The 25,719-nt window shown below is 72.9% G+C and carries 25 protein-coding genes and 1 riboswitch; of the genes, 9 read left to right on the top strand and 16 right to left on the bottom strand.

Annotated elements, in window-relative coordinates; genetic code table 11:
• The 4 genes from idi to RT054_RS14415 all read left to right on the top strand — a co-directional run.
• The coding region (gene idi, locus RT054_RS14430; RefSeq protein ID WP_396837315.1) for an isopentenyl-diphosphate Delta-isomerase at nt 1-640 on the top strand (640 nt) is incomplete at its 5' end.
• A gap of 69 nt (nt 641-709) precedes the next feature.
• Nucleotides 710-928, top strand: coding sequence for a hypothetical protein (locus RT054_RS14425; RefSeq protein ID WP_313024885.1), 219 nt, complete (start codon nt 710-712; stop codon nt 926-928).
• On the top strand, nt 925-1,560 hold the full coding sequence (locus tag RT054_RS14420; protein WP_313024882.1) for a hypothetical protein: 636 nt from the start codon (nt 925-927) through the stop codon (nt 1,558-1,560). Before RT054_RS14425 ends, RT054_RS14420 begins: the two co-directional genes overlap by 4 nt.
• Nucleotides 1,557-2,357, top strand: a complete 801-nt coding sequence (locus RT054_RS14415) for a hypothetical protein (protein ID WP_313024880.1) — start codon at nt 1,557-1,559, stop codon at nt 2,355-2,357. The genes RT054_RS14420 and RT054_RS14415 overlap by 4 nt, the downstream gene beginning before the upstream one ends.
• 239 nt (nt 2,358-2,596) lie before the next feature.
• On the opposite strand, the gene RT054_RS14410 is transcribed toward RT054_RS14415, so the two are convergent.
• From RT054_RS14410 to RT054_RS14400, 3 genes are read right to left on the bottom strand one after another with little or no spacing between them, the layout of a single operon-like run.
• On the bottom strand, nt 2,597-2,983 hold the full coding sequence (locus tag RT054_RS14410; protein ID WP_312717528.1) for a CrcB family protein: 387 nt from the start codon (nt 2,981-2,983) through the stop codon (nt 2,597-2,599).
• Nucleotides 2,980-3,477, bottom strand: a complete 498-nt coding sequence (locus RT054_RS14405; protein ID WP_313024877.1) for a CrcB family protein — start codon at nt 3,475-3,477, stop codon at nt 2,980-2,982. The genes RT054_RS14410 and RT054_RS14405 overlap by 4 nt, the downstream gene beginning before the upstream one ends.
• Nucleotides 3,468-3,971 (bottom strand): universal stress protein, encoded by a 504-nt coding sequence (locus RT054_RS14400; protein WP_312717525.1) that lies wholly within the window; start codon nt 3,969-3,971, stop codon nt 3,468-3,470. The genes RT054_RS14405 and RT054_RS14400 overlap by 10 nt, the downstream gene beginning before the upstream one ends.
• 114 nt (nt 3,972-4,085) lie before the next feature.
• A riboswitch (Fluoride riboswitch) is annotated at nt 4,086-4,158 on the bottom strand.
• A gap of 98 nt (nt 4,159-4,256) precedes the next feature.
• Here RT054_RS14400 and RT054_RS14395 point away from each other — a divergent pair.
• Both RT054_RS14395 and RT054_RS14390 read left to right on the top strand, forming a co-directional pair.
• A complete protein-coding gene (locus RT054_RS14395) occupies nt 4,257-4,640 on the top strand; it encodes an SCO4225 family membrane protein (protein WP_313024874.1) in 384 nt (127 codons plus the stop codon).
• A gap of 32 nt (nt 4,641-4,672) precedes the next feature.
• Nucleotides 4,673-5,167 carry a pyridoxamine 5'-phosphate oxidase family protein gene (locus tag RT054_RS14390; RefSeq protein WP_313024871.1) on the top strand — a complete coding sequence of 165 codons (495 nt, stop codon included), beginning with the start codon at nt 4,673-4,675 and terminating at the stop codon, nt 5,165-5,167.
• Nucleotides 5,168-5,321: 154 nt separating this feature from the next.
• Here the strand turns inward: RT054_RS14390 and RT054_RS14385 are convergent, their stop codons facing one another.
• The 5 genes from RT054_RS14385 to RT054_RS14365 form a co-directional block, all read right to left on the bottom strand.
• Nucleotides 5,322-6,416 carry a hypothetical protein gene (locus tag RT054_RS14385; protein ID WP_313024867.1) on the bottom strand — a complete coding sequence of 365 codons (1,095 nt, stop codon included), beginning with the start codon at nt 6,414-6,416 and terminating at the stop codon, nt 5,322-5,324.
• A 170-nt stretch (nt 6,417-6,586) separates the two neighbouring features.
• Nucleotides 6,587-7,522 (bottom strand): NAD(P)H-binding protein, encoded by a 936-nt coding sequence (locus RT054_RS14380; protein ID WP_312717517.1) that lies wholly within the window; start codon nt 7,520-7,522, stop codon nt 6,587-6,589.
• 111 nt (nt 7,523-7,633) lie between these two features.
• The gene (locus RT054_RS14375; protein WP_312717516.1) at nt 7,634-8,356 is read right to left on the bottom strand and encodes a CPBP family intramembrane glutamic endopeptidase; all 723 of its coding nucleotides are present in this window, start codon (nt 8,354-8,356) and stop codon (nt 7,634-7,636) included.
• Nucleotides 8,357-8,429: 73 nt separating this feature from the next.
• Complete coding sequence (locus tag RT054_RS14370) at nt 8,430-9,794, bottom strand: deoxyribodipyrimidine photo-lyase (protein ID WP_313024862.1); 1,365 nt, start codon at nt 9,792-9,794, stop codon at nt 8,430-8,432.
• Between the two features lie 35 nt (nt 9,795-9,829).
• Nucleotides 9,830-10,564, bottom strand: coding sequence for a sulfite exporter TauE/SafE family protein (locus tag RT054_RS14365; protein ID WP_313024859.1), 735 nt, complete (start codon nt 10,562-10,564; stop codon nt 9,830-9,832).
• 153 nt (nt 10,565-10,717) lie between these two features.
• Between RT054_RS14365 and RT054_RS14360 the strand changes: the two genes are divergently transcribed.
• From RT054_RS14360 to RT054_RS14350, 3 genes are all read left to right on the top strand, one after another.
• A complete protein-coding gene (locus RT054_RS14360; protein WP_313024856.1) occupies nt 10,718-12,118 on the top strand; it encodes an amino acid permease in 1,401 nt (466 codons plus the stop codon).
• A 163-nt stretch (nt 12,119-12,281) separates the two neighbouring features.
• Nucleotides 12,282-12,479 (top strand): hypothetical protein, encoded by a 198-nt coding sequence (locus RT054_RS14355; protein ID WP_312717512.1) that lies wholly within the window; start codon nt 12,282-12,284, stop codon nt 12,477-12,479.
• Nucleotides 12,463-12,801 carry a type II toxin-antitoxin system PemK/MazF family toxin gene (locus tag RT054_RS14350; RefSeq protein ID WP_313024853.1) on the top strand — a complete coding sequence of 113 codons (339 nt, stop codon included), beginning with the start codon at nt 12,463-12,465 and terminating at the stop codon, nt 12,799-12,801. The genes RT054_RS14355 and RT054_RS14350 overlap by 17 nt, the downstream gene beginning before the upstream one ends.
• Nucleotides 12,802-12,848: 47 nt before the next feature.
• On the opposite strand, the gene RT054_RS14345 is transcribed toward RT054_RS14350, so the two are convergent.
• The 8 genes from RT054_RS14345 to RT054_RS14310 all read right to left on the bottom strand — a co-directional run bounded on the left by RT054_RS14345 (nt 12,849) and on the right by RT054_RS14310 (nt 25,710).
• Nucleotides 12,849-13,835 (bottom strand): IS1096 element passenger TnpR family protein, encoded by a 987-nt coding sequence (locus RT054_RS14345; protein ID WP_313024850.1) that lies wholly within the window; start codon nt 13,833-13,835, stop codon nt 12,849-12,851.
• Nucleotides 13,836-13,893: 58 nt separating this feature from the next.
• Nucleotides 13,894-14,808, bottom strand: a complete 915-nt coding sequence (locus tag RT054_RS14340) for a biotin-dependent carboxyltransferase family protein (RefSeq protein ID WP_313024848.1) — start codon at nt 14,806-14,808, stop codon at nt 13,894-13,896.
• Nucleotides 14,805-15,473, bottom strand: coding sequence for an allophanate hydrolase subunit 1 (locus tag RT054_RS14335; RefSeq protein ID WP_313024844.1), 669 nt, complete (start codon nt 15,471-15,473; stop codon nt 14,805-14,807). The genes RT054_RS14340 and RT054_RS14335 overlap by 4 nt, the downstream gene beginning before the upstream one ends.
• Entirely contained in the window at nt 15,470-16,237 is a 768-nt protein-coding gene (locus RT054_RS14330) for a 5-oxoprolinase subunit PxpA (RefSeq protein WP_313024840.1), read from the bottom strand. Before RT054_RS14330 ends, RT054_RS14335 begins: the two co-directional genes overlap by 4 nt.
• Complete coding sequence (locus RT054_RS14325) at nt 16,234-17,481, bottom strand: divalent metal cation transporter (protein WP_313024835.1); 1,248 nt, start codon at nt 17,479-17,481, stop codon at nt 16,234-16,236. Before RT054_RS14325 ends, RT054_RS14330 begins: the two co-directional genes overlap by 4 nt.
• 77 nt (nt 17,482-17,558) lie before the next feature.
• Nucleotides 17,559-18,800 carry an aminotransferase class I/II-fold pyridoxal phosphate-dependent enzyme gene (locus RT054_RS14320; protein WP_313024930.1) on the bottom strand — a complete coding sequence of 414 codons (1,242 nt, stop codon included), beginning with the start codon at nt 18,798-18,800 and terminating at the stop codon, nt 17,559-17,561.
• Between the two features lie 76 nt (nt 18,801-18,876).
• On the bottom strand, nt 18,877-19,902 hold the full coding sequence (locus tag RT054_RS14315) for a GNAT family N-acetyltransferase (protein ID WP_313024832.1): 1,026 nt from the start codon (nt 19,900-19,902) through the stop codon (nt 18,877-18,879).
• A 183-nt stretch (nt 19,903-20,085) separates the two neighbouring features.
• Nucleotides 20,086-25,710: a carboxyl transferase domain-containing protein gene (locus RT054_RS14310; protein WP_313024829.1), complete on the bottom strand. Its 5,625-nt coding sequence runs from the start codon at nt 25,708-25,710 to the stop codon at nt 20,086-20,088.
• Between the last annotated feature and the right edge of the window lie 9 nt (nt 25,711-25,719).

The following is a 25,719-nucleotide window of genomic DNA, read 5'->3' as shown; positions in this document are numbered from 1 at the left end:
GCACGGGCAGCACGGGCAGCACGGGCAGCACGGGCAGCACGGGCAGCACGGGCAGACGATAGTGTCGGTGGCCATGACGACCCCGACCGCCGACACCCCCCGGAGCGCCCACGGGAGCACACCCGAGGTGGGCGACGAGGTCGTCCTCCTCGACGAGGACGGCACCCCGATCGGCACGGCCGACCGCCTCACGGTCCACACCGCGGACACCCCGCTCCATCTCGCGTTCTCCTTCCATGCGGTCCACGGCGGGCAGACCCTGCTCACGCGGCGGGACGTCGGCAAGAGGACATGGCCCGGCGTCTGGTCGAACACCGCCTGCGGGCACCCCCGCGCCGGTGAGGCGATGGAGGACGCGGTACGGCGCCGCGTCGCGGAGGAACTCGGCGCTCCGGTCGGCGAACTGCGGTGTGTCCTGCCGGAGTTCCGCTACCGGGCGGTGGACGCGAGCGGCGTCGTCGAGAACGAGATCTGCCCGGTGTTCGTCGGCACGATCGAGGGCGAACCGGCCCCCGACCCGGCCGAGATCATGGACCATGCCTGGGTGGACCGCGACGCCGTCCTGGAGGCCGCGGTTCGCACGCCGGTGCTGCTCAGCCCGTGGTCGGTCATGCAGTTCACCGCGCTCGCCGACCTGTGAGCGACTCCTCGGGGAGTGACCACATCGCCGGAGCCGCCCTCTAGGGTTCCCGCGACGAGAGGATTCCTCATGGGCAAGAGCGCCTACCTCAGCGTGTGTGACGACCTGGATGCCATCCGCCGCTCCGCGGCCCCCGACATCGACCTCGCCCCCTGCCTCGCCCGGTTCCTCGCGGCCTGCTCCGGCACGCTCCGGGGAGCCGCGTCCTCGGCGGCCCGGGTCGACCGCACGGACCGAGCTCTCCACGACACCCGGGTGGGCGCCTGCGACGCCGGAGGCCCCCGGTGAGGACGACCGGTCCTCGAGGAACGGCGGCGACGCATCGCGACCTCGCACGCTGGTCGCGCTCGATGCGGGCGTGTGCGACGAGCCTCGCCACCCGAGCCGACGACGTCTCGGACCCCGACGTCGGACCCGCGCCCGCGGTGACCCAGGTGCGCCGTCTTCTCCAGGAGGTGGCTGCGGAGATCGACCGGCATGCCGCGATGCTCCGGCGACTCGACGACGAGATCGAGGTCCTCCGCCGCCGCGGAGACCAGGGCGACGCCCGCCACCTCGCCGAACTCGAGCGCCGCCGCGCCCGCTCCGAGGCGCGTCTGAGGACGGTCATCGAGAGCGGAGCCCGCGCGTTGATCCCCGGCGGTGACGCCCTCGACCCGGCGACGATCCTCCACCGCCTCGGCGGCTCGGCCACGGGCGAAGGTCGCACCCCCCTCGGGCGCCCGACCCTCGACCGCGCCGAACTCCTTCGCCTGCTGGCCGCGCGTCTCGTGCGAGGTGGGTCGTCCGACCGTGCCGTCCGCCCGGTGGGCGGCCCCGAGGTCGTCCACCTCCAGCCGCGCGCCGTCCGTCTGTCGCTCGTGCACCGCCGTCTGGCACGAGGCACCCGCCCCCTCACGCGCTCCGGAGTCGCCTCATGATCTCCCCCGCCCTCACCGACACCACCGAGCCCACCGACACCACCGACGCCACGGACACGACTCAGCCCGCACGGCGCCCGGCGGCCGGCGGCGCGGACGGCGGGACGTCGGGCGCCCTCCGGCACGTCGCCGACCTCACCGACGAGGAGATCCTCGCGATCGACGGCCCGGACTCGGAGCAGGTGGCGCCGCTGCCGTGGGCCGGGCCCCGCAGCGAGGAGGAGACCGCGCTCGCCGCCGAGGTCGGACTCCGCGGGCTCGTCACCCACGGTCACCTCTCCGCCGACGAGCACGGCCTCGACATCCCCGCCGACCTCGCGGATGCCCTCGCGCTGCGCTTCGACGCCCGCGCGATCGTCTACGCCGACCACTCGACGCGTTCGGCTCAGGAGACCCGGGTCCTCTACCTGCACGAGGAGGAGACCGGTGGGCAGGTGCTCGTCGAGACCGTCAACGGGGCGGGCGTCCACCGGTTCACGCTCGGCGATCTCGACGCCGCGGCCACCGAGCTCGCCACGTGGGGAGTGCCCCAGCAGCACGAGGGGGAGGGGCGCATCGAAGGCGACGGACTTCCACCCGAGCTCGCGGGACTGCAGTCCGCCGTGTTCGTCGACGTCGTCACCCTCGCCGGCGGCGGCGACGTCGAGACACGGTCGTTCACGTTCTACCGCCTCGAGGACGGCACCCTCGTCGAGGATCTCGCGACCCCCGGCCACCTCGACCTCCCGCCCCGCACGGAGAACGAGGTGCAGACGCGCATCGCCCACGCCGTCCGCGGGGCCCTTCTGCCCGCCTGACGTCGGCGGTGGAGGACTCTCCTCGCGAACGCGTCCGGTGTCCCCGTCCCCGCCTGCCGCGCGCCGCTGCCGTCCACACGGCGAGCGCCGTCGGACGAGGCCGACGCGCGACAGCCCGACAGCTCGACAGCTCGACAGCTCGACAGCTCGACAGCTCGACACTGCCACACCTCCGTGACGGCGCATCCCTGACGGCGCGTCCGTCAAGCAGCCCGTCGGTCGTCCGGGTCCGCTGCGCGTCAGGCCAGGACCAGCTGGGCCGACGCCATCCCGAGCGCGGCGGCGAGCACCGACCCGACGAGGGTGGCCACGGCGTACCCGACGCCGATCGCGCGTCCCTCGGCGACCCACAGCCGGACCACCTCCACCGACGCGGTGCTGAACGTCGTGTAACCCCCGCAGAACCCCGTGCCGAGTGCTGCCGTGACCACGGCCGCGGGGCCGTCCGCCGACAGTCCCACCGCCAGACCCGACAGGCCGCCCAGCAACAGGGATCCCGTGATGTTGATGATGAGCGTGGCGATCGGGACCCGGGCACGTACACGCCGGGTGATGGCCGCGTCGAGCAGGAACCTCGTGACCGCCCCGGCCCCGCCGGCGCACGCCACGACGAGGGCCGTGATCATGACGGCACCGCCGTGCGATCGTCGCGCCGGCGAGTCCGATGAGCGAGGCCGTAGCCGGCCGCCGCGGCGCCGATGCCGACGATGACGCTCCCGAGCGCATAGATCGAGGCGACCAGCGTCGCAGCGCCCTCCAGGCGGTGGACGGTCTCGACCGCGAAGGTGCTGTACGTGGTGAAGGCACCGAGGAAGCCGGTCCCCGCGGTGAGCCGGATCGTTCTGCGCCGGCCGTCGTCGGCACCCCGGCGGAGCAGGCTCTCCAGCAACAGACCCAGAAGGAATGCCCCGCCGACGTTGATGGCGAAGGTCGTCCAGGGGATACCTTCCGGCGCGGCGGGAAAGGCCTCCTCCAGACCGGCCCGCAGCAGGGTTCCGGCACTTCCTCCGACGAAGATCAGCGCAACACTCGCCCCCCGGCCGTCGCGGCCGGCGCGTGGCTCACGTCGACGGGTTCGCGGCGAGCCGGGATCGCCCCCACGCCCCCCACTCACTCCCATGGGGCACGCCCACGCCAGTCGACGACCTGCACCGGCACGACGAGCACCGGTCGGTGTTGCCGGTGGGAGAGGTTGGCGGCCAAGGAGCTGCCGAGGAAGTCGCGGACCCGACGGTGGCCGTGCGTCTGTGCGCCGATGACGAACGCCGCGGCGTCGACCGCGCGGGCCAGGTGCGTGAGCGCCCGGTCCTCCCGCCCTGCGAGGTACCGGAAGAACCAGGGGACGTCCTGTCCGTCCATCCACTCGCGGACGAGCGCGGTCAGCCGCTGCTCGGTTTCCCTGGCCTCGTCGCCGGCCAGGTCGGGGTCGACGGGCTCGTGATGCACGGTCCCGTCCGGGAACTCCTCGACGGTGTACCGCGAGGTGTCGACGTAGGCGAAGTACACGGCGGGCGCCGCGGTGGCCCGGGCCAACGAGGCAGCCGTGAGGGCCACCAGGGGCGACTGCCCGGGGACCGCCGACACGACGAGCGGATGACCCGCGAACTCGGTCATCCGTGAGGGATCGGGTTGGGGAGGCACACGTTCGACCGGCATGGGATCTCTCCACTGGCTCACGACGAACAACGCTCGCGCCCTGCCCGTCACGACCGGCCCGGCCGGGCCGGTCACCGAACAGGAACCATCAGCCGGTCGGCGGTTCGGGCGCAACGCCCAGGCGGGATCCATCGCCGGCGTCACTGTACCGCGCGGGCCTCGGCCACCCAGAAGCGTCCTCCGCGACGATCGCATGAGGACGAGACGCCCTCGCACACCGCGTCGACAGGGAAGACTGAGCCCATGACCCACCCCTTGCGCCGCGCGTTCACGCCCCACGCCTTCGAGCGGGGGTCCCTCGCGAGAACCGTCGCGCTCGTCTACCTGAGCCTCGTCGCGGTCGCCGCCGCGTACAGCGCCGTCACCCTCGCGACCGCGGACTCGGCCGACCCGTCGTTCTCCGTCGCGCCCCTCCTGCTGCTCACGGCCCCCACGTCGCTCATCGTCGCCGAGCCCGTCGGGGCGTTGAGCGCGTTGTTCCCGAGTGCCGGTCCCACGGCCGCGGCCGCCCTCATCACGTCGTTCGTGCTCGGTGGCCTGCTGCAGGCCGCAGCACTGTTCCTCCTCGTCCGCGGCCCACGCCGCGACGCCCACCGCGACGTGCATGAGCACAGGGTGGTCGGGTAAGGGACACACATCCCCTCACGTCAGGAGGCGTCGTGACCACCCAGCACACCAGCAACGACGACGGCCGCGAGCAGGTCGCCGACATCATCAAGAAGACCCGCATCGCGATGTTGACCTACCACGACCGCGAGGGTCGGCTCGTGTCGTGCCCCATGGCGACCCAGGACGTCGAGTTCGACGGTCGGGTCCTGTTCCTCTCCGAGCGCGACTCCGACAAGGTCGCCGACATCTCGGCCGACCCGCAGGTCAACGTCGCCTACGTCGGCGACTCCGAGTGGGTCTCGCTCTCCGGCAGGGCCCACGTCGAGAACGACGTCGAGAAGATCCGCGAGCTGTGGAGTGCCGTCGCCGAGGGTTACATGGAGGGCGGCCCGGAGGACCCGAACAACGTCCTCATCGTCGTCGACGGAGACACCGCCGAGTACTGGAACAGCCCCGGCGGCAAGATCGGTCAGATGGTCAACCTCGTCCGCACCGCCGTCACCAAGAAGCCCGCGGGCGGCGAGAACGAGGTCGTCGACCTCTGAGCACGACCCCGCACGGCGACGGCCGCGGCCCCCAGCGGGGACCGCGGCCGTCGTGTGTGCGGCGGCGCGACTCCGACGGCCCGTCGCGCCGGTCGTGCCCCTCGCCGCGTCGCCTCCGGTCCCGCACGAGCGGACCGGAGCCGAGCGGGGCGCCTCAGCGACGCCCGTGCACCGGTGACAGTCGCACCGCGACCTTCTCGCGACCACGGACGGTGGCGGTGGCGGCGATCTGGCCCTTGTCGTTGATGGACGCGACGTCGGTGAGCACCCACCCGCGTGGCAGCCGGGACACGCTCGTGAGGTCGGTCCTGCGGCCGTGATCCCAGCTCCAGACGCGCCCGTCGTCGACGCCGAGGACGACCCCGGCGTTCGTCACGGCCTTGGGGGCCATCGTCCCGGCGCCCGGCAGCGGGACGGGATCGCGACCGGTGGACAGCCAGGCGACGCCGGTCGGGGCACCGTCGGCGTACGTGCGTCCGACGAGACGGTTGCCGCTGGGCGAGATCGCGTCGGCGCTGGTGCCGACGCCGGCGGGCGCCTTGAGGTAGGTGATCCCCGCCGTCGTCATCGTCGCGCCGCGCGGGTACACGATCGAGGGGTCGGTGCGGAAGTTCGGGTGCTCCTGCGTCACGGCCGCGACGCCGCCGGCCGAGATGCCCCCCGAGGAGCAGTTGCCCGAGTTCTCGGGCCAGGACATCGTGCGGACGCCCCCGGTGAACGAGCCGAGGTAGGGCCACCCGATCTTGACGTAGGAGCTGCACCCGGTGACGACCCCCGCGTCGTTGACACCGCCGAGGCCGAGGGAGTGGAACGTGGGGTTCTGCTCGTCCTGGAGGAGACGGGCGGCCTCCACCCGCGTCCCCGTCCACCTCACGATGACCCGGTACCCGGCCGCGTAGACCTGGCCGGAGGGGCTCATCCGGTGGGAGTACACCCCGTACGGAGCGACCTCACCGACGGGCGGGAGTTCCCGTGTGCGGCGGGGCGTGCCGACGTAGGCGGCACCGCCGTAGCGGGTCGCGACGACGACCCCGGAGCGCGAGAGGTCGGCGGCGTCGGTGCCGTACACCGACGTCCCGTCGGGCGCGGCACTGCGGGTGCCGACGACCTCGACGTCGTAGGCGGGTCCGCGCGGTGCGTGCCGAGGTGCGGCCTCCGCGCCGGCCACCGGCGCGAGGAGTCCGACGGCGACCAGCGCGACGGTGAGAACGGGCCTGGCGGACGCGCGGGCACGTGTGGTCGTGGACATGACGATTCCCCTGTCGATCGTGTACTTCCCCCTGCCGGACGGACGTCCGACGAGACGATCGTAGAACCGCGAACGGCCACGAGCCAGAGTGCGGGAGAAGATGATTCGCGGCGAATGCCCTCTTGCCCGCGCAGCCCGCCCCGGGTGCGTCGGTGGGCGGCCCCGCCCGCTCAGGTCGTGGGGTCGGCCAGCGCCTCCTCGACGGCGTCGTCGAACGCGACGAGGCCGTCGGGCGGATCCGGGATGTACTGCGCGATGTCGTGCTCCTTGCACACCACCTCGTGGACGAGGCTGCCGACGAGGGGCCTGGCGAGCCCGGACTCGATGGGGGTGACGAGCCCGATCCAGTGGCTCGCCAGGCCGGGGGTGAGCACGGGCACGGGCGCGATGACCCGTTCCCGTAGCCCCGCGATGCGGGCGTAGCGCTGGATCATCTCGGTGTAGGTGAACACGTCGGGGCCGCCGATGTCGAAGGTGCGGTTGACCTCGGGAGGAAGGTCGGCGGCGTGGACGAGGTAGTACACGGCGTCGTCGATCGCGATGGGCTGGATGCGGTTGCGCAGCCACGTGGGCGCGATCATCACGGGCAGGCGTTCGGTGAGGAAGGACAGCATCTGGAAGCTCGCGGACCCGGCCCCCAGCACGATGCCCGCCTGGAGGCACGCGGCGGGCACGGCGGAGTCGAGGAAGATCTCGCCGACCTCGACCCGGGAGCGCAGGTGGGGGGACAACTTCTCGTCGGGCATGTCCGGGTGCAGACCGCCGAGGTAGACGAGGCGCGCGATCCCCGCGCGTTCCGCGGCAGCGGCGAAGTCCGTGGCGAGCTCGGCGTCACGACGCTCGAAGTCACCCTGCGCGTCCATCGAGTGCAGGAGGTAATAGGCGACGTCGACGCCCTCCAGCGCGCGGTCGAGATCGGCGTCCTTCGAGGCGTCACCCTCGACGACCTCGATCTCGGGCCGCCACGGGGCGTCGGTGAGCTTGCGGGCGGACCGGGTGAGGGCCCGCACCCGGTAGCCCGCGTCGAGCAGAGGACGGACGAGGGCACCGCCGATGTAGCCGGTGACGCCGGTGACGAGGGCGGTGCGGGAAGACGTGTCGCTCACGGGCCCACGCTCCCACCTGCACCGGCGCCCCGCACGCCGAGCGGGCCGCGCCGCCCTGTGGCGTCCTCCACACCGGGCACCCCCTCGATCGAGGCGCGCCCGCGCCGGGTCTCAGCCGAACAGGTCGAGCATCGGTGGCAGGAGGAACAACATCGACGTGGACCAGATGCAGTGGACGATGATCGGCCCGAGCACACCACCGGTGACCCGCCGCTGCAGACCACACAGCAGGCCGAGCATGAACGCCGCGAGCACGAGCAACGGGACGCCCGTGCCGATCGTCGTGAGGGTGTAGATCACCGTCGTGATCGTCACCGGGTGGCCCCGGCCGACGCCGGCGAAGAGGGCTCCTCGGAAGTACAGCTCCTCACCGACGCCGTTGATCGTCGTGATCGCCCAGACGAGCGGCAGCGACCCGTATCGCGCGTGGTCGAGGAGCTCGTCGACCGGCCCCCGGAGCACCGGGACCTGCGCCACGACGACCGCCCCGGCGAGGAACACTCCCGTGATGAGCGCGGCGAGCGCGAGGGACTGGACCACGGGTCGCGCCACCCCGCCGTCCCGCGTCCACGCATGCCCGAGGTGGAGTGGCCCCGAGGCGAACGCCCCGACGATCCACACCGCGGCGAGCGCGAGTGTCCACGCGTAGAACCGGGGGTCACCGGCGGGGATGCGCAGGCTGTACCAGAGGATCGCCGCGCCGATGACGAGCGTCACGCCGGCGACGATGCGCCGGCGGAGCACGGCCGACGGCTCCTGCCAGTGGTCCCGAGGCACGGGCTTGAGGAGTGCGGCACGTCCGAAGTCGATGAGTTCGGTGACTGGATTGATCATGGGCCCGTCTCGACGTCGACGATGTGACGCGCCCAGCCTGACACCCTCGGCCGGCTCCTGCCATCGGACCCGGTCAGCGGACGGCCTCGTACCGCCGCAGGGCCTCCCGACGCTCCTCGGCGTGGTCGACGAGGGGGTGGGGGTAGCCCTCGACGCCCGAGACGACGGCGAGGTCGTGGACCTGCGCGCCCCCGACTCCGGCGAGCTCCGGCACCCATCGACGCACGTAGTCGCCCTGCGGGTCGAATTTCGCACCCTGCGTGAGGGGGTTGAAGACGCGAAAGTAGGGCGCGGCGTCGGTCCCGGTCCCGGCGGCCCACTGCCAGCCGTGGTTGTTGCTCGCCATGTCGCCGTCGACGAGGTGGTCGAGGAAGTGGCGGGCGCCGTGGGGCCACCAGATGTGGAGGTCCTTGGTGAGGAAGCTCGCCGTGATCATCCGCAGCCGGTTGTGCATCCACCCGAGCGCTCTGAGCTGCCGCATGCCGGCGTCGACGATCGGGTAGCCGGTGCGACCCTCGCACCAGGCCGCGAACCTCCTCGCGGCGTCCTCGTCCTGCTCCGGGTCGTCGTAGGCCATGTCCGAGAGGGCGCGTCGGAGGTCACGCCATTCGGAGTCGGGGCGGTGCCAGAGGACGTCGGCGTAGAAGTCCCGCCAGCACAGCTCGGTGACATACGTCTGGGCGCCCTCGCTCGCGGCGGCGGGGTGGGCGGCGATGTCGGCGAGCAGGGTGCGCGGGTGGATCGCGCCGTACTTGAGGTGGGCCGACATGTGCGAGGTCGCGTCGAGGTCGGGTCGGTCGCGGTCGAGGGCGTACCGCTCGAGGCCCTCCTCGCAGAAGTCCGCCCACCGCTCGTGGGCGGCCTGCTCACCGAGCGGGGGCAGGCTCGCCTCGATCTCCGGCGGCGCGGGGATGTCCTCGGAGTCGAGTTCGTGCCAGCGCACGTCCGGTAGGGGCGCCGGGCCGGGTGCACCGTGGTCGCGCCACGCGCGCGAGAACGGGGTGAACACCTTGTACGGGTCGCCGTCTCCCTTGGTGATGACGCCCGGACCGATCGCGTACGGGGTGCCGGTGGCGACGAGCTCGACCGTCTCCGGGGGGGCCGTCAACGCGGCGCGGACGGTCTCGTCGCGATGTCGACCGTACGGTTCGGACTCCGCCGTGACGTGCACGCGGGTGGCACCCACCGCCTGCGCGACCGCGGGCACGACCTCCTCGGGAGGGCCGGAGCGCACGACGAGACGTCCGCCGCGTTCGGCGATCGACTCGGCGAGGGCCGCCACGCACGCGAGGTACCCGGCCACCCGCGTGGTGCGGTGCTCGACGAGCGCGGGGTCGAGGACGACGAGAGGGACGACGTCGCCCTCGCCGTGGGCGGTCAGGAGGGCCGGGTGGTCGTGCAGGCGGAGGTCGCGGCGGAACCACATGATCGACGTCACCCCGCGACCCTAGCCCGGCGGCAGGCAGACGGGTCTCACAGCGTGAGCAGGCCGCGAGCGAGCGTGACGGCACCGCCGGTTCCGGCGAGAACGAGGGCGAGCGCCCGCGCCCGATCGGTCGGGACGCGGGTGACCAGCCAACCCCCGAGGCGTGCACCCAAGAGCACCGTGGCGACGACGACGAGGGGGAACCACGAGGGCGGGGTCGTCGGGGCGGCACCGAGCACCGTCTTCGTGATCACGGACAGCGCGCCCATCGTCATGAAGATGGGCTGCAGCGTGGCGGCGAACGACCGGTGGTCCCACCGGGACAGCCGCGAGTAGATCACCATCGCGGGTGCGGCGACCCCGGCCGTCGTGTTGAAGAGCCCGCCGACGGCACCGGCGAGGGCCATCGGCCCTCGGCCGTGCACCTCGGGCAGACGGGGGAGGGCGACGGTCGTGAGCACCCCGAGCAGGACGATCGCGCCGAGCACCACCTGGAGCCACGAGGGCGGGAGGGCTCGGACGACGACGGCCCCGGCCATCGCGCCGGGCACCGCGGCGAGGCAGATGATCCCGGCCCGGGCCCAGTCGACGTCCCTGCGCACCGCGAGCATGATGAGGAACCCTGACACGGTCGTCGTCGCGTTGGTGACGAGGACGCCCTGGGCCGAGCCGAGGAGGAGGGCGAGGATCGGGGCGCACACGAGGCCCACCCCGGTCCCGGACACGCGTTGCAGGACGGTGCCGACCAGGGTGGCCGCCGCCGCGACGCCCCAGATCATCATGCGGCCTGCCTACACCACGCACGGAGCGCGGGACAGGGCCGGGCCCCGCCGACGTCCGTCCCCGAGTCGTGCGTCCCCGGTCCGGCGCCCGCGGCCGGCGCGAGAGGGCCGACCTGGAAGACTTCCGCCCGGACAGACCGACGAGAGGCCCCCGTGAGTACCGCCGACACCGCGACCGAACCCCACCTGCGCAGATCCCTGAAGAACCGCCACATCCAGCTCATCGCCCTCGGCGGGGCGATCGGTACGGGTCTCTTCTACGGGTCGTCCTCGGCGATCCAGGCGGGCGGGCCCTCGATCCTGCTCGCCTACCTCGTCGGCGGCGCGGTGATCTTCCTCGTCATGCGGGCGCTCGGGGAGATGAGCGTCCACACCCCGACCTCGGGGGCCTTCAGCGAGTACGCCTTCCGCGACTGGGGCCGGTTCCCGGGGTTCTTCTCCGGGTGGAACTACTGGTTCAACTACATCGCCGTCTCCATGGCCGAGCTCACCGTCGTCGGCACCTACGTCAACTACTGGTATCCCGGCATCCCCACGTGGATCTCGGCAGCGGTGTTCCTCGTCGTCGTCACGGCGATCAACCTGCTCGAGGTGCGGCTGTTCGGTGAGGCCGAGTTCTGGTTCGCGATCGTCAAGGTCGTCGCGATCATCGCGATGATCGCCCTCGGTCTGCTCATCATCACGACGGGCATCGGCAACGGGGGCGTGCCCACGGGCATCGACAACCTCTGGACGCACGGCGGTTTCGCTCCGCACGGGCTGTGGGGAACGTGTCTCGGCCTCGTGGTCGTGATGTTCAGCTTCGGTGGCGTCGAGCTCATCGGCATCACCGCCGGTGAGGCCGACGACCCCCGGCGCTCCATCCCCACGGCGATCAACCAGGTCGTGTGGCGGATCCTCGTCTTCTACGTCGGCGCCCTCTTCGTCATCCTCGCCCTCTACCCGTGGACGGCCATCGACGGCCAGGCCAGCCCGTTCGTCGAGATCTTCGACCGCATGCACGTGCCCGGCGCCGCACACCTCCTCAACGCCGTCGTCCTCACGGCCGCGGTCTCGGCCTACAACTCCGGTCTCTACAGCAACGGACGGATGCTCTTCAGCCTCGCGCGGCAGGGCAACGCCCCCCGCTATCTCGGTCGTCTCGCCCGCAACGGCGCTCCCGCCGCCGGGGTGCTCACGAGTTCGGCGATCACCGCGCTCGCCGTCGTCCTGCTCTACGTCCTCCCCGAACAGGCGTTCCTCTACGTCGTCGCCGTCGCGATGGTCGGCGCCGTCTTCAACTGGTCGATGATCGTCATCACCCAGATCCTCTTCCGCCGCCGGCTCACCCCCGAGGCCACGGCCGCCCTGTGGTTCCGGATGCCCCTGTTCCCCTACGGCAACTACCTCGTCCTCGCGTTCCTCGCCCTGCTCGTCGTCGTCATGGGCTTCTCGCCCGGCTACCGTCTCGCCCTCGTCGTCGGCCCGCTGTGGCTGGGCGGCCTCTACCTCGCCTACCGCGTGCAGCTGGCCCGCGCCGGCGCCTCGCGTGAGGCGACGACGGTGGGCGCCTGACCGCGCGATCCGTCCCCCACCCCGGGATCACCGTCACCCCGCCACGTCGTCCGGTGTCTCCCCGGCGCCCGAGTCGTCCTCCCCCCCAGGGGGAGGCCCTCCACGACGGAGACGAAGCGGACGGCTGTAGACGGAATCGTCTACAGCGGCGTAGCGTCCCCACATGGCCGAGACCACCACCATCCGCGTCAGTCGCGACACCCATGCCAAGGTCACCCGGCTGGCCGCCGCACGCCACGAGACGATCGACGAGACCGTGAGTCGCGCTCTGCGTGCCCTCGCCCAGGACTCCATGGGTCGACACCTCGCCGCCCCCCTCACCGAGGACGAGACGGCGTGGCTCGATGCTGACGCCGGGTGACGTCGTCGTCCTCGACCTCGGCACTCCCGCGGGAAGCGAGACCGGCCTTCACCGGCCCGCCATGGTCGTCACCGCCGCTCGGGTGCTCGCCGGCGGACCGAGTGTCATCCAGGTCGTGCCCTTGACGCGAACGATTCGGCCGAGCTCGAGCGAGGTGGTCATCGACCCCGATCACGCGAACGGCCTCTCCGCGCGCTCCGCCGCACAATGTCAGCACCTCCGGTCTGTCGCGACGACGCGCATCCGTGACCACACCGGCAACGCCGGCCCCGTGGTTCTCGGCGAGATCCGCGAGACGCTGGCCCTTCTCCTCGACCTGTGACCACGGCAGGACCCACCTCCACCGGGCCAGGGACGATCCGCTCGCCGTCAGTCCCCCGCCGCGGCCCGCACCCGTGCCGCGACGAGCGCCGCGTCGAACGCGGCCGGGTCGTCGATCTGCGGGACGTCGAGGTGAAGCGTCGCCACCAGGCTGTCGGTGGCGGGCAGGCCCTCCCGCCGGGTCTCGTACCACTCGATCGTCCGGAAGCCGACGTCCGGGGAGGCACGTCGCCCGGTGACGAGGCGCGCCGGCGGCGTCGGACCGGCGCTCGCGGGGATCGGCACGACGTCCTCCGCGAGAAGACTCAGGCGGAACGCCTGCCGCCGCGCGGGACCATACCGGTACCGGAGCCGGTCGCGGGGCTCGACGAGCACCTCGTCGAGACGCGCCTCGGATTCGACGGGCAGACGGTCTCCCCCGGCCCAGGCGTTGCCGAACGTGTCGCCCGTGCGGTGCGAGCGCCCGTCGAAGTGGACCTCCGTGAAGCAGTGCGGCCGGGCGTCCTCGACCGGCCACTCGAAGGCGGCAGCGAGCACCCGATGCAGCCGGTCCAACGTGAGGGAGCCGTGACACTCGAGACGACGCCAGATCGGCGTCCGGGCCCCGAGGATGTCGACCCGCATCCGCACGAGGACCTCCCCGGTGACCGTGGCGCCCTCGTGCCAGACCTCGCGGTCGTCGGTGTCGACCTGCTGACCGACCTCGATACCGACCAACGCCGGACGTCCACGATCTCTCGACCGCTCCGGGTGTGCCGGGTACCGCGCCGCAGCCTGGACCGCCCTCGGTCGCCACCCACCACCCGGAGGCGGCCATTCCGTCGTGGGCGGCGTCTCCCTGCGCGTGTCTCGACCGTGGACGTCACGATCGGCGGCCTTGCGGTCGGTGGCCTCACGGTCGGTGGCCTCACGAGACGTCCGGTCGGGATCGACGGGGGCGGGAAGGACCGGCACGCCGGGCGCCCCGGCCGCCTCCCGGCGCCACGAGGGGAACCCGATGACGTTGTCACCCTCGTCGCTGTCGTCCACGTTCATGCCGCCCTCGTCCCTGCCCGTCCGCGTCCTCTCCCCTCATCCTCCCTCGCCGCCGGCGTCACGCCCGCGGCGTCTCCCCGTGGACGAACCGGACGACGTCACCGGGTCGCACCTGCGCGGCGCGGTCGACGTCGGCGTCGAGGACGACCGCGACGACCGGGTAGCCGCCGGTGACGGGGTGGTCCGCGAGGAACAGCACCGGCTCGCCACCCGCCGGGACCTGGATCGATCCGCGGACGACACCCTCCGACGGCAGTTCGGCGTCCTCGTAGGCCCGTGCGCGGGCGATCTTCTCGCCCTCGAGGCGCACGCCGATCCGGTCGCTGCGCGAGGAGACGCGCCAGACCGGGCCGATGAGGGCCTCGGGGGCGGCGATCCACTCCATGCGCGGCCCGGGCGAGACCCGCAGGACGACCTCGGCGCCGGCGGGGGCGAGGGCGATCGCGTCGAGTGTCGGCAGGGCTCGGGTCGCCTCGCCGACGGGCACGACGTCGCCCGCGGCGAGAGGGGCCGGCCCGAGGCCGGAAAGGGTGTCGGTGGATCGGGAGCCGAGCGTGGCGGGGACGTCCAGCCCCCCGCGGACCGCGACGTAGCTCCGCAGACCCGACTCGGCCGGACCGAGGGTGAGCTCGGCACCGTCGAGGAGCGTGAGCAGTTCACCGAGAGACCGTTGCCGCCCGTCGACGGTGACCGGGGCGGGGGCACCGGTGACGACGGCGAGGAGGTCGCCCCGGGCGCGCATCGCGAAGCCGCCGAGGGTCACCTCGATGCCGGCCGCGTCGGGGGTGTTGCCGACGAGGCGCTGGGCGAGGGCGTGGGCGCCACGATCGGCGGCCCCCGACCGTCCCACGCCGAGACGCGCGAGCCCCGGACGTCCGAGGTCCTCGACGAGCGCCCGGGGACCGGTCGCGAGGATCTCGATCGCCTTCGTCCCGCCACGGCGAGGGCGGCCGTCTCCGATGTCCGACGTCATGACGCCTCCCCCTGGACGAACCGCACGAGGACCCCGGGCGCGAGCAGCGCCGGGGGCGTGCGGGCGTCGTCCCACATGCGCGCGTCCGTGTGCCCGAGGAGCTGCCAACCTCCCGGCGAGCGCCGCGGATACACCGCGCTGAACTCCCCGGCCAGCGCGACGGCCCCGTCGGGGACGGCGGTGCGGGGCTCGCTGCGTCTCGGGACCTCGAGTCGCGGATCGCCCCCGGTGAGGTAGAAGAACCCCGGCGCGAACCCCCCGAACGCGGCCCGCCACGGGGTGCCCGTGTGGGCGGCGACGACCTCCGCCTCCGAGAGACCGGTGTGCCGGGCGACGTCGGCGAGGTCGGGGCCGTCGTAGACGACGGGGATCTCGACCGTCGGTGCCTCGTCCGCCGCAGACGCCGAGGGGTCGACGTCGAGACGGCGGACGGCCTCCTCCACCGGGTCGAGATCCGCCCCCGCCGGGACGGTGAGCAGCAGGGTGCGGGCGGCGGGAAGGATGTCGAGGACCTCCGCCAGGCGCGGGTCGCCGTCCTCGCGTGCGCGGCGCAGCGCCGCGTCCACCGCGAGGACGGCGTCCAGGTCGGCGAGATCGACGAGCAGGCCGACCTCGGCGAGGCGATGGATGCGGGCGGAACGCGTCCCGGAGCTCGGAGTGGTCATGAGACGAACGCCCCGATCTCGACCCCCGCGTCGAGGAGGGCCTCGCGGACGGCGGCGGCCAGGCGGACCGCGCCCGGGCTGTCTCCGTGGGTGCAGATCGAGTCGGCCTCGATGGTGATGGTCGACGAGTCGATCGCGGTGAGCGTGCCGGTCGTGACGAGTTGGACCATGCGGGCGGCCACGTCCGCGGCGTCGTGGAGGACAGCGCCGTCGGTGCCGCGGGGCGCGAGGGTGCCGTCCGGGAGGTAGCCGCGGTCGGCGAACGCCTCGGTGGCCGTGGCGAGTCCGGCGTCGGCGGCGAGGTCGAGGACGACGGCACCGGGCAGGCCGAGGAGGACGAGGTCCGGGTCGAAGGCGAGCACCGCCTCGACGACGGCGGCGGCCTGGGCCTCGTGGTGGACGATCGCGTTGTAGAGGGCACCGTGCGGCTTGACGTAGCGGATGCGGGTGCCCGCGGCCCGGGCCATCGCCTGGAGCGCGCCCATCTGGTAGAGCAGGTCGGCGGAGAGCTCGGCGGGGGCGACGTCGATGAACCGCCGCCCGAACCCCGCGAGGTCGCGGTAGGAGACGTGGGCACCGACGGTGACTCCCCGCTGCGCGGCCGCCGCGCAGGTGCGACGGGCGACCGAGGGGTCCCCGGCGTGGAACCCGCAGGCGACGTTCGCGCTGGTGACGAGGTCGAGCATCGCGTCGTCGTCGCCCATCGGCCAGAGGCCGAACGCCTCGCCGAGGTCGGAGTTGAGGTCGATGCGTGGGGCGCTCATGGGCTCACCTTCACCCAGAACTCGCTCACCGCGACATACCCGAGCCACAGCGTGAGAAGCCAGGCCAGCACCCCCGCCAGCGTGAGCCACATCGGGTGGCGATAGGCGCCGCCGAACAGGTCCCGGCGCCGCCAGATGGCGAGCAGGATCAGGGTGAACCCCAGCGGCAGGATGATGCCGTTGAACAACCCCGCGAAGACGAGCAGCGTCACCGGCGCCTGGCCGAGCAGGACGAACGCGAGCGTGCACACGGCGATGAAGGCGACGGTGAGGATCGTGCGGGTGCGCTGGGAGGTCGACCGGGTCGTGAGGAACGACACCGACGTGTACGACGCGCCGATGACCGAGGTGATCGCCGCCGCCCACAGGATGACGCCGAAGACCCGGAGACCGACGACCCCCGCGGCGTGCTCGAACGCCGACGCGGCGGGGTTCGCCGGGTCGAGGGCGACCCCGGCCGTGGTGACTCCGAGGATCGCGAGGAACAGCAGGATCCGCATGATGCCGGTGATGACGATGCCGGTGATCGAGCTGCGGGAGATCCGACCGACGTTCTCGGGGCCGGTGGTGCCGGAGTCGAGCAGGCGGTGGGCCCCGGCATAGGTGATGTAGCCGCCGACGGTGCCCCCGACGAGCGTCGTGATCGCCCCGAGCATCGCCGGACCGGTGTTGCTCGGCATGACGACGTTGCGCAGCGCCTCCCCCACCGGCGGGTGGGACGTGACCGCGACGAACGCCGTGAGGACGATCATCACGAGCCCGAGGGCGACGACGATCCGGTCGAGCGCGGCGCCCGCCCGGTGGGAGAGGAAGATCCCGATCGCGACGAGCGCGGAGAGCGCGCCACCCCACCGCGGGTCGAGGCCGATCATCGCGTCCAGGCCGAGCCCGGTCCCGGCGACGTTGCCGATGTTGAAGACGAGCCCGCCGACGACGACGAGGATCGTGAGGAGCCATCCCGCTCCCGGCACGACACTGTTGGCGAGTTCGTGCGCGCGGAGTCCGGAGACCCCGACGACCCGCCACACGTTCATCTGGACGGCGATGTCGACGACGATCGACACGATGATCGCGAAGGCGAACGCGGCGCCGAGTTTGGCGGTGAACGTCGTCGTCTGGGTGATGAACCCCGGCCCGATCGCGCTCGTCGCCATGAGGAACATCGCGCCCAGCAGGGCGCTGCGGCGGGCGCGGAGGGCTGCGCGGGCCTCGGCGCCCTCGGCCGGGGATGCGGGGGTGGCCATCGAATCGTCTCCTCGGTCGGGGTGGGCGGGGTCGAGCGGGAGCGGACGGGAGCGGACGGGACGGTGGCGCCGCGCGATCATGCCGTGGACCGCACGTGGGCGACGAGGCGGTCGAGGCCCTCGGCGAGGGTGTCGGTGTCGCCGGCGAAGCTGAGCCGGACGAACCGCGTGCCGTCGGTGGGTCGCGGCCTGGCGGGGTCGGCCGGGGCGAAGTCGATACCGGGGGTGAGGGCGACGCCCGTGGCGTCGAGAAGCGCCTCGCACCAGGCTTGGGAGTCCCGGGTGAGGTGGGCGACGTCGAGGTAGGCGTAGAACGCCCCGTCGACCGGGGCGAGATGCTCGACACCCCATTCGGGGAGCCGCCGCACGAGGAGGTCGCGGTTGCGGGCGTACCGCTCGACGTGCGAATCGAGTTCGGTGACGGCTTCGGGCGAGAACGCGGCGACGGCGGCGGCCTGGCCGACGACCGGAGCGCAGATGTTGAGGTTGCCCAGCAACAGCTCGACGGGGCGTACGTACGCCTCCGGCAGCACGGCCCAGCCCACGCGCCACCCCGTCATCGAGAAGTACTTGCTGAATGAGCCGACGACGACGGCGTCGCCGCCGAACTCGAGGGCACTGTGCGCGGGCTCGTCGAAGGTGATGCCGTGGTAGATCTCGTCGCTGACGAGCAGGGTGCCGTGCTCGGCGCACCACCGGGTCATCGCGGCCAGCGACTCGGCCGGCACGAGGGACCCGGTGGGGTTGGCCGGGGAGGCGAGGACGAGCCCCGCCGGTGCGCCGTGCTCGCGGGCGTACTCCTCCAGCATCTCCACGGTGGGCTGGAACCCGGTCGCCTCACCGCAGTCGAGTTCCACCACGCGAGCGCCCAGAGCGCCGAGCGTGTTGCGGTAGGCCGGGTACCCCGGACGGGCCATGAGGACGACGTCACCGACCTCGAACGCGGCGAGGAACACCGCGGTGAACGCGCCCGAGGATCCGGTCGTCACCGCGACGCGGCCCGGGTCGACCGCGACGCCGTACGCCGTCGCGCAATGCTCGGCGATCGCCTCCCGTAGCGCGAGGAGCCCGAGGGCGTCGCTGTACCCGAGGACCTCACCCTCGATCGCGCGCGTCGCGGCCTCCCGCACCGCCCGTGGGGCCGGCGTGGAGGGCTGCCCGACGCACAGCGGGATGACGTCGCCGTGTGTGACCTGCCGCCGACCCGCCGCCTTGAGGATCTCCATGACGTGGAACGGCTCGACCGCCCCACGCCGCGACAACCGCGGCCGCGCCGTCGCCGGCGAGGAGACCCGTGAGGTGTGCGGATGCGACGTCATCTCCGACATGCCGCACATCCTGCCCCACCCCACCGACGACCCGTCTCATCCGTGTCGACCGGACCCGGGTGAGGCGTCAGAAACTCACGTCACGATGCCAGGACTGGGTGATGTAGGCGGTCTCCCACCCCATGGCCCGGTAGAGGCCGTCGGCGCCGGTCGGGGAGTCGGCGTCGACCTCGAGGCCGACCCGGTTGCGCTCGCGCCTCGCCGTGTCGGCGATGACGGTGCGCAGGAGCCCCTTCGCGATGCCGCGGCCGCGCGCGTCGCGGTGGACACCGATGTAGTCGATGTAGCTGCCGTAGGTGTCGTCGCCGTCGGGGTTGAGCATCGTGCAGACGACCGCGCCGGCGGGCATGTCGTTGCCGAGCTCGTCGCGGACCGTCGCGAGCCACCACTGGTCCCAGGCGTGGCCGGGGTCCTCCTGGAGACGGTTGACGAACTCGGCGAACGTCTCGCGATAGGCGTTGAAGTGGTCTTCGAAGGAGGTCTCGAGCACCCAGTGGACGGCCTGGACGTCCACCGCGAGGGGGTTGCCGTTGACGCGGCGACGAACGCGGCGGATCGTCACGCCCTCCTGGAGTTCGGGGTGCGCCGTCTCCCCAGGAGTGACGGGCCGCGACATCTGGAGCCACCGCCTCGCGCAGGCGAACCCGGCCGCCTCCAGCCACCGCTGCTGACGCGGATCGCCTTCGTAGGCGCCCGTGTCGAGCTGCGTGGTGGTCGCCCGACGCAGTGCGTTGAACGTCCGCGCGGCGTCCTCACACCACCGGAACAACTGGGCGGCGAGGGAGTCGGCGACGTCATCGGCGAGGTCGGGGTCGATCGTCACCTGGAGCAGCGTGTGGCCCGCGGCCCGGTCGTGTGCCGCCGCCCAGGCGCGCACGACGCCGCGTTCGTCGACGAGGACGACCTGGCGCCGGGACCACGACCCGACTCCGGTGATCTCGGACTGCACGGCGTCGACGTCGGGCGAACCCGAACCCGTGGCGGCCCGGGTGACCGCCGCCCGCAGCATCGCGAGCGGGGCGATGTCACGCTCGTCGGGGTCGCGGGAACTCCACCCGGCCGGGAGTCCGTCGGTCACGAGGGCAAGATTCATGCCCACGACGATATCGGGCGCCGACGACGCGCCCCACGTCAGCCGAGACCGGCGCCCGTCGACCCCCGCCGTTCGGGCGCCACCCCGCACCCATCGCAGCATCGCAGCATCGCAGCATCGCAGCAGAGGATGCGGTGAGACGGTCGCCATGACGACCACGTCACCGCATCCTCACCTGCGACCTCACTCGTGGCGGGCGGCGGCCTCCTCGAATCGCGCCATGCCCTCCTCGAGCGCGGCGATGATCCAGGGCCGGAGTTCGGCGGGGGCGATGATCTCCTCGACCGAGCCGACGCGCTGGGCACGCTCGACGGAGTGGATGGCGTCGAACTCGTCGGCCATCTCCCCGAGCTTCTCGCTGCGGACGCGGGCGGTGACGTCGGCGAGGTGGGCCCGGGCCTCGGAGGAGACCGCGCCGCGACCGGCCGTCTTCGCCGCCTCCCCCGCCTCGACGACGCGCGGATCGGCCATCGTGCGCTTCTTGACCTCGCGCGCGAAGACCGTCGCGGCCGCCGGCGCACCGCCGATGACCGAGGCGCGGGAGCCCTCGATCGCGGCGATCCGCATGTGGTCGTTGAGCTGCCCGGAGAACACGACGAACGCGCCGCCGTGGTAGCGGGAGACGACGACGAAGACGATGGGTCCGTCGAAGTTCGTCACGGCCCGACCGATCTCGGCGCCGTACTCGAGCTGCCAACCCCGCATCGACTCCGGGGAGCCGTCGAAGCCGGAGAGGTTGGCGAGGACGACGAGCGGGCGGTTGCCCGAGACGGCGTTGATCGCCCGCGCGGTCTTGCGGCTCGACTGCGGGAAGAGCGTGCCGGAGGTCCAGGCGGGCGGCCCGTCGCTGGGGACGAAGCCGCTGCGGGGCATGGCGTGGGACTCGATGCCGAGCAGGCAGCACGGGATGCCACCGATCGTCGCGTCCCACACGATCGAGGTGTCGGAGTCGCGCCAGTGCCGCCACCGCTCGAGGGGCTCGTCGTCGACGTCGGCGACGGCCCGCATGACCGAGCGCATGTCGAAGGGCATCTTGCGGTCGGGGTTCTCGTCGAACACCTCGCGCACGGTCGTGAAGGGCGAGGTCGCGATGAGCGCGTGCGGGGAGTCGCGCACGTCGCGACCCGGGACGTCCATCGTGCGGTGCCGCCGCGGGAACCGCTCCCCGGGCACGACGTAGGTGTAGTCGTAGTGATGGAGGAGGACCTGACAGGCCTCCTCGAAGCTCGGCGCCCAGTACTGCGCCTGCCCGTTGGGGCCCATGATGCGGTCGTACCCGCCGATGCCGGAGTTGTCGTCGGCCGACACCGCCCCGGAGAAGTCGAGGGCCTGCTTGCCGGTGAGGACCATCTGGCTGGCCGGGGTCATGACGAGGATGCCCTTGGTGTGCATGAGCATCGTCGCCTCGGCGTTCCAGTACGGCTGCCCACCGACGTTGATGCCGGTGACGATGATGTTGATCTCGCCGCCGTCCTGGGTGAACTCGATGATGCGACGCAGGGTGTTGCTGATCCAGTCCATGTTCTCGGTGCCGGAGTCCAGCGCGATGAGCGCCCCGGAGGACACCGCGTACCACTCGACCGGCAGCCGCCGCTCCGAAGCGAGCGTGAGGGCGGCGTTGATGCGACGGCACTCGGGTTCGGCGAGGTTGCCGAGACCCTGCGTGGGGTCGGACAGGATCGCGACGCGCGTCATCCCCTCGGGGACCTCGTCGGTGTAGGAGGTGAGCTCCCCGACGACGAGGTGGGCGATGTTGCCGCCGGGTTCGCGGTCGACGGGGACGAGACGCTCACCGCTCTCGTCGAGGTCGAGCTCGGTGAACGCGCCCCGGGGGAAGGGGCTGGACTCCTCGGCGGAGGGGGTGAGCATCCGGACGATCTCGTAGGGGTAGGGCGCCCCGAACCGCATCGCGGTGAGCACCTTCTGCCCGTAGCGGGTGAGGGTCCGCACGGGGTCGGGTCCGGGATCCCCGAGTCGCGCGGTCATCCCCCGACGGCCCAGGCCTTCGAGGTAGACGACCTTGTCCCGCAGCCGGCCGTCCCCGCCCGGTACCCGGACGTGGACGACGGCCTTCTCCAGACCGACGCCGCGGGCGAGGGGTTCGTAGTCGCGGGCGAGGTCGATCCACTCCTGCTCGGGCACGGTCCACGGGGGCTGGACGACCATGACGAGCCGGTTGAACGCCGGGCGCTGCCGGGGCGGGAACGTCGTGAGCGCGGTGCGCATCGCCGCGAGCGCTTCGAGCCCGAGTCGCTGCAACCGCGGGTAGGAGGCCCGGCCCCCCTCCTCGACCCGGGTGAGGTCGCGGGCCTCGACGAGCGCGAAGAGCCGCCGGTCGGCAGGGTTCTCGCGGGCGACGCCGAGGAAGAGGTAGACGTCCTCCGGTGAGGGCAGACGGGTGAGGTCGAAGTTCGAGAACCGCCAGACCTCGAGACGCTCGGCCATGCTCGGGTGGAGGTTGCGGTAGACGCCGAGCTCGATCCACGCCCCGGTGCCGTCCTGCATGAACGAGACGTGCTGGGTGCGGGTGTGCTCCTTGCCGAGCCCCGCGCGGCTCGTGACGGTGAGGTCGAACCGCGCGATCGGGCGGCCGACGTCGACCGACTCGAGCCCGGCGCCGATCGTCTCGACGAGCTCGGTGAAGTCCGGGATGGGGCTACGCCGCCACGACAGCACGCCGACGACGACGTCGACGTCCTCGGCCTCCGGACCCTCGAGCAGACCGGCCCGGGTGAGGTGGGCGCGGACGGGGCCGCCGAGGTCGGCGACGTCGAGGAGGGCCGAGTACGTCGTGACGACGTGGACGCGACGTCCGTCGTGCCGGTAGTCGGCGGCCGCGAGGCGCACCCCGTCGAACTCGCCGATCGTGAGGTCCTCGAGGTCATGCTGGCGGTAGAACCGGCGCAGGGAGGCCTCGAGGAGCACGTCGCGCAGCGCGTCGTCGCCGGGCTCCGACTCGCTCCAGGCGTCGAGGAGCCGGCCGCGCAGCGGGTGGGGGTAGGCGGTGATGACGGCGAGCGCCTCGGCGCGGGTCTCCGCGCTCACCTCGGGCCCACGCAGGCGCGTGAGCGCGTCCTCGACGGGGCGCAGGGCCTCCTCGACCATGGCCTCGAGGGTCGGCTCCTCGAACAGGGCGAACGCGGTGTCGCGGGCGAGCGAGGCGACGGCCGGAGCGCGGCCCTCGGCGGCCCGGGCGAGCCGGTCGAGCCGATCCCGGGCGTCGGCGGAGAGGACGGGCAGCACCTCGGAGGCGTACCGCATCCGGCGGTCGAGGATCGCCGTGATGGCCCCCGAGAGCGTCGGCACCCGTGAGAAGGACCGGAACATCCACAGCGTCGCCGCGTCGAGATCGACGCCGGGAGTGAGGCCGTCGACGCCGTAGCGCGACAGCGCGTAGGCGAGGCGCTCACGGAATCGCCGCGGCAGCCCGGCACGGTCGGCGTCGAGCCACTGGAGGAACGCGAGGACGTACTCGCGGGTGTCGGCCGCCTCGACGAGCCCCTCGCCCGGGGCGTCGAGATCGGCCGACGCCTCGCCCTCGGTGTGGGGACGGTAGAGGGAGGCGAGGTCGGTGTAGAGGTCGATGAGTTCGTCCTCGGCCGCCGCCAGTCGTGGGTCGCCGGGGTCGAGGTCGCTCAGCGCCTTCTGCTCGGCGAGGAGCGCGGCGCGTGCCCCGGACGAGAGGTCGTAGCCGAGCAGATAGTCCCGCAGGCGGCCGTATACGTCGGTGGGGTCGGCGCCTGACGGCGTGGTGGCCGGGCACGCCACATCGCCCGTCCCGTCGTCCCGACGGTCGTCGCCCCGCTTCGCCTCACTCCGCCCGTGCGCCGCGAAGTCTGCGGCGTCGGCATCGGCATCGGCGGAGGGGGTCAACGCCGCGAGGTCGAGGGGCTCCCCGACGGGGCGCGCGGATCCCTCGTCGGCCCGGACCCGCAGCAACGTCGCACCCCGTTCGACCTGGCCGTTCGGCAGGACCGAGAGGGTCGTGACGATCCCGTCGTAGGGGGAGGTGATGCTCGAGAGCATCTTCATCGACTCGAGCATCGCCACCTGCTGACCGGCGCGGACGCGGTCACCGACGGCGACGTGGATCTCGGCGACGAGGGCGGGGCGAGGAGTGCGGACGGCCATCCCGTCCTCGCGGGTGACGGTGTGGGCGACGCCGTCGACGTCGAGGTGGATCGCCGCACCCCGTTCGGTCGCGACGATGCGGTGCGTGCGCCCGGCACACCTGAGTCGGCGCTCGTACCGCCCGAGGACGTCGACGTCGGCGTCGACCTCGAGCGTGGGCCCGCCCGCCGGGGTGAGGGCCACGTGGTAGCGGGTGGGGCTGCGGCGTTCGACGACCACGGCGACGTCGTGACCGCGGTGGTCGAGGGTGAGCCGCGTGCCGACCTCCTCGGGGTTGCTCGGGCGGCCGCGGGCGGCGCTCGCGAGGAACTCGGCACGCACCGAGGCGAGATCGGCCTCGTAGGCCTCGACGGCCGCCGCGACGAGGGCGACGGGGTCCGCCGGCGCCACCTCACCGGACCGTCGGGCGGCCCAGCCTGCGTCGACGGGCCCGGCCTCGAGGTCGGGGTGACGCAGGAGGGAGAGCATCGCGGACCGGTTCGTCACCGCTCCGTCGAGGACCACGACCGTGCGCTCCAGCGCCCGGCGGAGCCGCGCGAGCGCCTGCGGGCGGTCGGTGCCCCGCGTCCCGAGCGAGGTGAGGATGTCAACGTCCGACCCGGCGGCGACGCCCTGCGCGCCGACGACGTCGCCCACGTGCGGAGCCACGCCGCCGCGCACCCCGGCACCGGTGGCGAGATCGGCGAGGCGGACGCGGTGGCTCCCGACCGCGGGGGTGCCCTCGTCGTCGGCACGGGCGAGGAGGGTGACGGAGACCGCGTGCCCCTCCGGGGGCGGGAGACGGTCGGGCAGGGCCGCCGCCGCCTCGCCGACGACGAGGGCGACGCGGAAGCGGGCGACGGCCTGCGCGATGTCCTCTCCGAACAGCGCGGGGTCGGGGCGGCCGAGCGTGTCGACACCGACGAGCTCGATCCGACCGTCCTCGTCGAGGCGGTACCGCGCGGTGCCGACCCCGCGGTAGCCGACCCGGTCGGCGAGCGCGCGGGTGAGGTGGACGAGTTCGGCGGCGGTGCTCTCCGCCACCCCGGCGGCGGGGAACTCGGTGAGCAGGGCGCGGGGCAGGCGGCCCGGGTCGACGACCGTCTCGGTCCCTCCGTGGGTGGCCGTGTCGTCGACGACGACCACGTCGACCGGCGGCAGGGCCCGCACGTGCCCGTCGAGGGCGGCGAACCCGACCTGCAGGTGGCGGGTGGGCCGGTGGTGCTCGGGATCCACGGGGACCTGGGCCGTCGCCCCTCGATCGACCCGTGCCGTCGCGAGTTCGCCGATCGCCTCCCTGGCGCGGGAGGACGGGCCCGCGACGGCGATTCCGGCCTCCTCGCACGCACGGGTGAGATCGAGGGCCGACACGCCTCCCGGCACCTCACCGATCCACACGCCGTCGATGCGCGCCTCTCGCAGGCTCTGCACGAGGGTCTCGGCGTCCAGGACGCTTCCCGACTCCCCCGCGTCGGGGGTGGCGAGCATGAGGGTGTCCTCGGCGTCGCGCCGGAACCAGGGCGCCGGACCGGTGTGGACGAGGACGGTGGTGACCCGCCGACCCCCGCGTTCCGACCGCGCGTGCCTGGCCTCCTCCCGGATCACGTCGGCCAGAGCTGCGAGCACCCGCGCCGCGGGCTCTCCGACGTCGAGCACGGCGAGCCGGAACGGAGCGGTGGCAGGGGGCGTCTGGGTCATGCGCCCGAC

The sequence above is a fragment of the Mobilicoccus sp. genome (genome assembly GCF_032060985.1).
Taxonomy (GTDB): Bacteria; Actinomycetota; Actinomycetes; order Actinomycetales; family Dermatophilaceae; genus Mobilicoccus.
This window is presented reverse-complemented; position numbering and strand designations above follow the sequence as displayed.